The sequence below is a fragment of the Streptomyces sp. NPDC045956 genome, from assembly GCF_056430705.1.
The window spans coordinates 297,638-303,883 of the sequence record NZ_JBWKKZ010000011.1 but is presented as its reverse complement, the minus strand read 5'-3'; the positions used below and the strand labels follow the sequence as shown (position 1 = coordinate 303,883).

Here is a 6,246-nt window from a genome sequence, read left to right as displayed (position 1 = left end):
TCGCTACGAGCGCAAGCCCGAACACTTCCTCGCCTTCACGGCCATCGCCGCAACCCTCATATGTCACCGCCGCCTGGCCAAGTGAAATGGCGTCTTAAGCGGGTGTCGCAGGTTCGTATCCTGCCGGGGGCACCAGTCCAGAAGGGGCCCACCTCCGGATTTCCGGAGGTGGGCCCCTTCTGACATCCACGGCTGCCACCATGTGGGCGGCGACGTCCCGCCTCGTCCCAGCGGGATAGGCCTTTCCCTACCTCGTTCAAGGCGGTCACGGGCCGCCGCTCCTTGACAGGGCGGCATCTTCGACACCTACGCCAGCAGCTTTGATGCGGTCTGGAGACCGCGACGCCGGTAAGCGAAGGGTGATCATGGCATGGACCGAGTACTACGACGACCCGGCGGCACCTGAGCCGAACAGCTTGGTGGTCGCTGCGTCCGCCGTGGCCACCGACGACGAAGGACGCGTGCTCCTTCAGCGCCGGCGGGACAACGATCTTTGGGCGCTCCCTGGTGGCGGCATGGATACGACCGAATCACTCCCGGAAACGGCCGTCCGCGAGGTGAAGGAAGAAACAGGGCTGGACGTAGAGATCACCGGGCTCGTGGGCACGTGCACCGACCCTCGCCACATCATCGCCTACTCGGACGGTGAGGTGCGCAGACAGTTCAACGTCTGCTTCACCGCCCGCGTGGTCGGGGGCCGACCGGCGATCTCGGACGAGTCCACGGAGCTACGGTTCATCGAGCCGGAGGGGATTGATCAGCTGCCCATGCACCACACACAGCGCCTCCGGGTCCTCCACTTTTTGGAGCACCGTGAGCGGCCCTGTCTCGGCTGATCGCACCTGCGGCACCGGCTTTGGGAGAGAGGCGGGACCACCGTGCCGTGAACTGGGCAAGTGGGCTGTGAAAGCTGCTGAAGAACCTGGGCAGCGCGCCGGAAACCGGTCGAACCCGGCCCTGTTGCCGCTCTAACCTTCCCGCATGGCCCATGGAAAGACCTCGTACGTCTGCCTGCCCTGCCGGGCTTCGTACAAGCAGCCCTACCCCGGCTATCACGACCATGACCGGGTCTGTCCGCGCTGTGCCGAACCGCTGATTCACGTCGGCTCCGCCTTCGCGGCGCCCAAGAGGCGGGACGCCGCCGCCTGGCGCGCGCTCTCCGTGTTGCTGCACGCCGGTGTGCGCTTCCACAAGAGCTGCTGTGGCGGGCCCGGGTACCGCCCGCGCACCCCCGGCGAGGTGCGCCAGCGAATGGCGTATGCCCGGGCCACCGGAGAACCGTTCGCTCGGGCGCTGGTCCGCCCGGAGCTGCCGGAACTGCCCCGGGGCGGGTGAGTCAGGGGCCTGACCACGCGTGACGGGTCGGGCGGAGGCGAGCACCGCCGGAGGTGATGGGAGGGGCCGGTCGCGCAGAGGTCAACCCAGGGCGGCTTCGACGTCGACATGAGCACCGTCCAGGCCGGTGGACGGGGAGACGTCACCCAGAGACGCCGAGCGGGGGGTGCTCAAGCACGCGGGGCTTGTACTCGACCAGCTGGATGCGGCCGTCGAAGGTGCGGTGCTCGGTCATGTCGAGGGCTACGTCCGGATAGCCGTCGTAGATGCGTTCTGCGCCCGTGGCGCCGGTGATCACCGGGAACATCACGACCCGGAAGCGGTCGACGAGTCCGGCTCGCAGCAGGGACCGGCACAGGCTGAGGCTGCCGATCGTACTGAGGAGACCCGAGCCGTTCGCCTTCATGGCGCGGACCGCCTCGACGGCGTCGCCGCGGACCAGCTTGGAGTTGGCCCACGTCAGTGGCTCCTCGAGTGAGGAGGAGAACACCACCTTGGTCGCTTGCGTCAGCTCGTCGACGGACGCCTCTTCTTCCTGCCTGAACTCGTCCTGGCCCTCCGGGACCTCGCCCGCGGCGAAGCCCGACATCAAGCGATAGGTGTTCGCTCCCATCAGGTAGGTGACCTCGGGCTGCTCTCCCAGCCATGCGAGGTACTCCGGGCCCTCCAGGCCCCAGAATCCGGGCCACCCCTCTCCCGATGCGTAGCCGTCGAGGGAGGTGATGAAGTCGACGAGAAGTTCCGACATGGTTTTGTCCTTTCCTCAGGTGTCATGAGATTGGACCGGCCGGGAGCCACAAACTCATCGGCGGCGCGCGGGAGTGACGAGCCCGCCTTCGCCGACCTGGCGGAATGCGGTGCATGAAGCGGTCTGCTCCTATGCCTTTGAACCCGCTGACCTTGCCCCCGCTCCGCGGCGATGAGTCCATCGTCGGCGTCCTGGACGCGACCGTGGTCGGCTTCTGGCGGTTCGCCATGCCGGACCTCCGTATGAACAGCACACGCGGTCTGTTCGCGGAGTTCCTGGTCCACCAGGCGGTCGACTCCCACAGCCCCCGTGTGGAATGGGCCAGTCACGATGTCGAGACCGATGACGGACTGCGCATCGAAGTCAAGGCCGGCGCTTACCTACAGGCCTGGATCAACGAGCACCTTCCTCGCTCCGCTTCAGTGGGCTCCGCGCTCGCACGTGGTCACCTGGTGGTGGTTACTCGCAGGCGAAGTCGTACAACGCCGACGTCTACGTCTTCACCGTCCAGACTGCGCGTGAGCACGCTGACTACAACCCGCTCGACATGGCTCAGTGGGAGTTCTACGTACTCTCCCGCCCAGTAGTCGCCGGTATGAACACGGACAGTGTCAGCCTGAGCACGGTTCGCGCGGCGGCAGGACCACCAGTGCCCTTTACCGGCCTCGGCGATTGCATCCGGTCGGCCGACCCCCGCCCCGGGAAGACCGGCACGGCCACCGACTGCTGAGCGGATTGCGGTCGACGGCCGTCATCAGCGACCGAGCCCGGACGGGTACGTCCGCCGTGGGAGGGGCTCGCAGTTCCAGGTGTGGATCAGCACCTCGCCGGCGCCTGTCGCCGCATCGGTCATGATGCGCTCGGGCTCTTCCTCAATGGGCTTGTCACAGCGCGCGCAGATTGACGGCACTCTCCCCCGGACGAGGCGGTACAGGGCGCGGCTCGTCTCGCAACGCTCGGCCGCGTCCGTGCACTGCTCGCAGTACGGCGCGTGCTCGAAGAGGGCGCGGTGTGCACGTTCGGCCACGTGCGTGCGGCAGGCGCGCGGCCACCAGCGCCCGTCAGGACCTTCCCGCTCACCGAGGTCCACGGCCGTGATGGCGGTGAGACGCTCCGCACCCCATACGCACACCGCGCCACGTGCCTGGTCCGCCGTCAGGTCGGCGTACTCGGACAGGCCGAGGAGGGCCAGCACCTCAGGCGGGACGATGTGCGTTCCGGCGGCGGCGTCGCTCGGCATGGGGCCCCCTACTGTTGTGGTGATCCGTCTCACACACGGACCGTAGGGCGCGGTACAAAGGGCGCGGGCACACACAGTGTGTGCCTTGTTCCGGGAGCGCTCATGGACACTTCTGGCATCGGCCGCCGCATCGCCTACTGGCGCGACCGGCGCGGCTTCACACAGGCCGACTTCGGTCAGCTCATGGGGCAGACCAGGCGCTGGGTGCAGTCCCTGGAGGGCGGGCAGCGCCAGCAGGACCCCCGGCTCTCGGTACTGGTGCGCGCGGCCGAGGTCCTGCGCGTACCTCTGGAGCAGCTGTTGACCGACACCACGCCCCCGCCTCCTGTGGGCAGCGGTCCGCCCGCCGACGTACTCGCCGTGATCGACGCCCTCTACCACCCGGCCCCGGACTCGGATCCGCCGCCGCTTCCCCTCCTGCGCCGACGCCTCGTCTACTGCTGCGAGGCGTTCCAGGCGTGCCATTACGCAGCGCTGGGCCGTGAGTTGCCCTCGCTCGTCGCCGGTGCGGGGCATGCCGCGGATGCTGCGCCCGTCGGCGAGCGGTCCGAGGCGCAGGCGGTGCTGTCCCGCGTGTACCAGCTGGTGACGTCGTACCTGCACAAGTACGGGGAAACGACCGCCATTCCCGCAGCGCTGGCCGCGGACCGGGCGCTCGTCGCCGCCGAGCGGTCCGGGGATCCTGTGCAGATCGGGGCCGCGGCCCGGCGGGTTGCGAAGAGTCTCGTCCATCAGCAGCGTCCGGCGGCCGCAGTGGAGTTCGCGACCGCTGCTGCCCGACGTCTCGAACACGGTCTCCTCGAACAGGGCCCTGTCGGCTTGTCCACGCTCGGCATGCTGTACCTGTCCGCGGCGATCGCCGCGTCCTCGCAGGACCGCACCACCGCCCGGGTCCGGGCGGCCACCGATTACGTGGACGAGGCCGGAGAGGTCGCCGAGCGGCTGGGTGGGGACCGGGACGAGGACTACACGATGTTCGGGCCGACCAATGTGGGTCTGCACCGGGTGGACATACTGCTGCGGTTCGAGGACGGCTGGTCGGCGCTAGAGGCCGCCGACGACTTGGACGCCGAGGCGGTCGCCGCAATGAGCCGGGAGCGGCAGGCCGGCCATCACGTTGGCATGGCACGCGCTTCGCTCCTGACACGACGCAAGGACGACGCAGCGGCCGCGCTCCTGGAGGCGGACAGCCTGGCTCCGGAGGAGGTGCGGGGCACGCCGGCCACGGTGAATCTGGTGAAGGACGTAGTGGGCGCGACGCCCAACCCGTCCGCAAGCTTGCGTGCGCTAGCCGAGCGTTGTGGACTGCGCGCATGACGCGAGTGCTCTATCTCATCGCCTGCGCTGCCGGACCGGCTCAGTTCGTCGATGACGGAGTGCGGGTGGCGCAGGCCGACGGCTGGGACGTGTGCCTGATCCTGACCCCGTCCGCGGCCGCGTGGTGGGAGCCGCGCATGGACGAACTGGTCGACCTGACGGGGCATCCGGTGCGGTCGCGGTACAAGTTGCCGTGGGAGAAGGATGTGCTGCCGAAGGCGGACGCGATGCTGGTCGCGCCGATGTCCTGCACGACGCTGAACAAGTGGGGCGCGGGGATCTCGGACACGCTGGCAATCGGTGTCCCGTCGGAGGCTGTGCACATGGGGGTGCCGGTGGCGGCCATGCCGTACTTCAACCGGGCGCAGGGCGCACAGCCCGCGGTGGCCCGGTCGCTCGCTGCTCTGCGGAAGCAGGGAGTGCTTGTGCTGGACGGGCCGGACGGCTACGAGTCGCACCCGCCGAAGCAGGGCGACGCAAAGGCGTTCCCGTGGGATCGGGCAGTGGCCGGCGTGCGTCGCCAGGCGGTGTGAGGCCCCGTCCTCCGGAAGCGAGCGGGGCCCGGCCCGAGGGTGGGCCTCCGGGGTTTCGCTGCTGTTGCCGCTTGCGGGTCTACAGGCCCAGGTCGCGGTTGCGAAGAGCCGGAGGGCGCTTACTGAGGGCCCCGGCGGGACGGAGACGTACCGGGGTCCGGCCGGGGGGCGGGGGCACGGGGGCCCTAGCCGAACAGCGGTTCCGTCGTAAGTGCCCCCCGGATCTCTGCGGTGGTGGGCGGGTTCCGGGGGGCGCGGCAGGTACAGGATCGGGCGTCCTTTTGACGGCCCGTCAGGACGCCTCGGCGGGAGCACGTCGGCAGGGGTACGTCGTCCAGGCCGGCCGGCTCCGGGCGTGGTCCGGGGCCGGTCGGCTTTCGTGACGTCGGACGGCGGCGTCCGTCATCTCTCGGTCGCGAGTTGCTTGAGCGCGATGTTCAGTTCGAGGACGTTGACCCGGGGTTCGCCGATGAAGCCGAGGGTGCGGTTCTCGGTGTGTTCGTCGACCAGTTGCTGGACCCGGTCGACGGGCAGGCCGTTCCTCTCGGCGACCCGGTGGACCTGGAGGTCCGCGTACGCGGGGGAGATGTCCGGGTCCAGACCGGAGCCGGAGGAGGTGACCGCGTCGGCGGGGACGTCGGAGGGGGCGACGGTGTAGCCGCGTACGGAGTTGTCCGCGATGACGGCGGCCTTGGCTTCCTTCACCCACTGGAGGAGTTCCGCGTTGTCGGCGGAGCGGTTGGTGGCGCCGGACAGGATGAGGTCGTACTGGGTGTTGACGGTGTTGGTGCCCAGGCCGTTCGCCGGGCGGCCCTGGAACCACTTCAGGTCCGGTTCCGGGGTCTCCTGGCCCTCCTTCAGCGGCAGGTTGTACGACTGGCCGATCAGGGAGGAGCCGACGACCTTGCCGTCGGCCTCGATCTCGGAGCCGTTCGCCCTGCCGGGGAAGAGGCCCTGGGCGATGCCGGTGACCACGAGGGGGTAGACGATGCCGGTGACCACGGTCAGGACGAGCAGGGCGCGCAGGCCGGCGCCGAGCAGCCGGGCGGTGTTGCGGACTGAGGTGTTCATGG

At 69.2% G+C, this 6,246-nt stretch carries 7 protein-coding genes; 4 read left to right on the top strand and 3 right to left on the bottom strand.

Features of this window, described 5'->3' with window-relative positions; all coding sequences use genetic code 11:
• Positions 1-365 precede the first annotated feature (365 nt).
• Both AC07FV_RS27725 and AC07FV_RS27720 read left to right on the top strand, forming a co-directional pair.
• On the top strand, positions 366-836 hold the full coding sequence (locus AC07FV_RS27725; protein ID WP_479090054.1) for an NUDIX domain-containing protein: 471 nt from the start codon (positions 366-368) through the stop codon (positions 834-836).
• Between the two features lie 145 nt (positions 837-981).
• Complete coding sequence (locus AC07FV_RS27720) at positions 982-1,335, top strand: deoxyxylulose-5-phosphate synthase (RefSeq protein WP_479090052.1); 354 nt, start codon at positions 982-984, stop codon at positions 1,333-1,335.
• A 142-nt stretch (positions 1,336-1,477) separates the two neighbouring features.
• Here the strand turns inward: AC07FV_RS27720 and AC07FV_RS27715 are convergent, their stop codons facing one another.
• Both AC07FV_RS27715 and AC07FV_RS27710 read right to left on the bottom strand, forming a co-directional pair.
• Complete coding sequence (locus tag AC07FV_RS27715; protein WP_479090050.1) at positions 1,478-2,083, bottom strand: dihydrofolate reductase family protein; 606 nt, start codon at positions 2,081-2,083, stop codon at positions 1,478-1,480.
• Positions 2,084-2,837: 754 nt separating this feature from the next.
• Positions 2,838-3,323: a hypothetical protein gene (locus tag AC07FV_RS27710; RefSeq protein WP_479090048.1), complete on the bottom strand. Its 486-nt coding sequence runs from the start codon at positions 3,321-3,323 to the stop codon at positions 2,838-2,840.
• 102 nt (positions 3,324-3,425) lie between these two features.
• Here AC07FV_RS27710 and AC07FV_RS27705 point away from each other — a divergent pair, with 102 nt between their 5' ends.
• Together AC07FV_RS27705 and AC07FV_RS27700 are read left to right on the top strand one after the other, a co-directional pair.
• Positions 3,426-4,640 carry a helix-turn-helix domain-containing protein gene (locus AC07FV_RS27705; RefSeq protein WP_479090047.1) on the top strand — a complete coding sequence of 405 codons (1,215 nt, stop codon included), beginning with the start codon at positions 3,426-3,428 and terminating at the stop codon, positions 4,638-4,640.
• Positions 4,637-5,173, top strand: a complete 537-nt coding sequence (locus AC07FV_RS27700; protein ID WP_479090046.1) for a flavoprotein — start codon at positions 4,637-4,639, stop codon at positions 5,171-5,173. The genes AC07FV_RS27705 and AC07FV_RS27700 overlap by 4 nt, the downstream gene beginning before the upstream one ends.
• A 402-nt stretch (positions 5,174-5,575) precedes the next feature.
• Here AC07FV_RS27700 and AC07FV_RS27695 read toward each other — a convergent pair whose 3' ends face one another.
• The gene (locus AC07FV_RS27695; protein ID WP_479090045.1) at positions 5,576-6,244 is read right to left on the bottom strand and encodes a potassium-transporting ATPase subunit C; all 669 of its coding nucleotides are present in this window, start codon (positions 6,242-6,244) and stop codon (positions 5,576-5,578) included.
• Between the last annotated feature and the right edge of the window lie 2 nt (positions 6,245-6,246).